Consider the following 812-nt stretch of genomic DNA (forward strand, 5'->3'; position numbering starts at 1 on the left):
AAAAGAAAAAGTTTTTATGATGATTGTCAGTTATCTAGTTTTGAGGGAATAAAACCTCATATAGTCTGGCAGCAATGGCGAGAAGGTCACACCCGTTCCCATGCCGAACACGGAAGTTAAGCTTCTCAGCGCCGATGGTAGTTGGGACACGCGTCCCTGTGAGAGTAGGACGTTGCCAGGCTAGCCCCAATTGGGGCTATTATTTTGTCAAAATTGAATTCTGGCCCCTTGGTCAAGTGGTTAAGACACCTCCCTTTCACGGAGGTAACACGGGTTCGAATCCCGTAGGGGTCACCAAAGTTTTTTTACGCTAGTGAAAATAACTCAAAGTTTTTTCGAAAATGCGAAATTAACTTTCATTATTATGGAGGATTAGCTCAGCTGGGAGAGCATCTGCCTTACAAGCAGAGGGTCGGCGGTTCGATCCCGTCATCCTCCACCATGATTATATTTGTCTTTTGGCGGTGTAGCTCAGCTGGCTAGAGCGTACGGTTCATACCCGTAAGGTCGGGGGTTCGATCCCCTCCGCCGCTACCAATTTGTATTTGTTTTAAACTGGAGGAATACCCAAGTTTGGCTGAAGGGATCGGTCTTGAAAACCGACAGGCGGGTCATACCGCGCGGGGGTTCGAATCCCTCTTCCTCCTCCATATTTATTACTTTAGTTATTATTGTCGCGAGGTGGAGCACGTTCGAATAAACTTCTTCGAATAGGCTACAGCGCAACGATTGAACCGCTGCTTGAATAAGCTTTCTGAAATCGGGGCGGTCTTAAAACTAAGAGCATGAACAATTTTTATTATTTTCTATTG

Annotated in this window: 4 tRNA genes and 1 rRNA gene; all 5 read left to right on the forward strand. The window is 45.9% G+C overall.

The window, feature by feature from the left end:
• The first annotated feature begins 64 nt into the window (after positions 1-64).
• The 5 genes from rrf to ACJ004_RS30075 all read left to right on the forward strand — a co-directional run bounded on the left by rrf (position 65) and on the right by ACJ004_RS30075 (position 650).
• Positions 65-181, forward strand: a 5S ribosomal RNA gene (rrf, locus tag ACJ004_RS30055).
• Positions 182-222: 41 nt separating this feature from the next.
• Positions 223-297: transfer RNA gene (locus tag ACJ004_RS30060), tRNA-Glu, on the forward strand.
• Positions 298-366: 69 nt separating this feature from the next.
• A tRNA-Val gene (locus ACJ004_RS30065) sits at positions 367-442 on the forward strand.
• Between the two features lie 18 nt (positions 443-460).
• Positions 461-537: transfer RNA gene (locus tag ACJ004_RS30070), tRNA-Met, on the forward strand.
• A gap of 20 nt (positions 538-557) precedes the next feature.
• Positions 558-650: transfer RNA gene (locus ACJ004_RS30075), tRNA-Ser, on the forward strand.
• Positions 651-812: the final 162 nt, after the last annotated feature.

Source organism: Neobacillus sp. 204 (assembly GCF_046562815.1).
GTDB lineage: Bacteria > Bacillota > Bacilli > Bacillales > Cytobacillaceae > Neobacillus.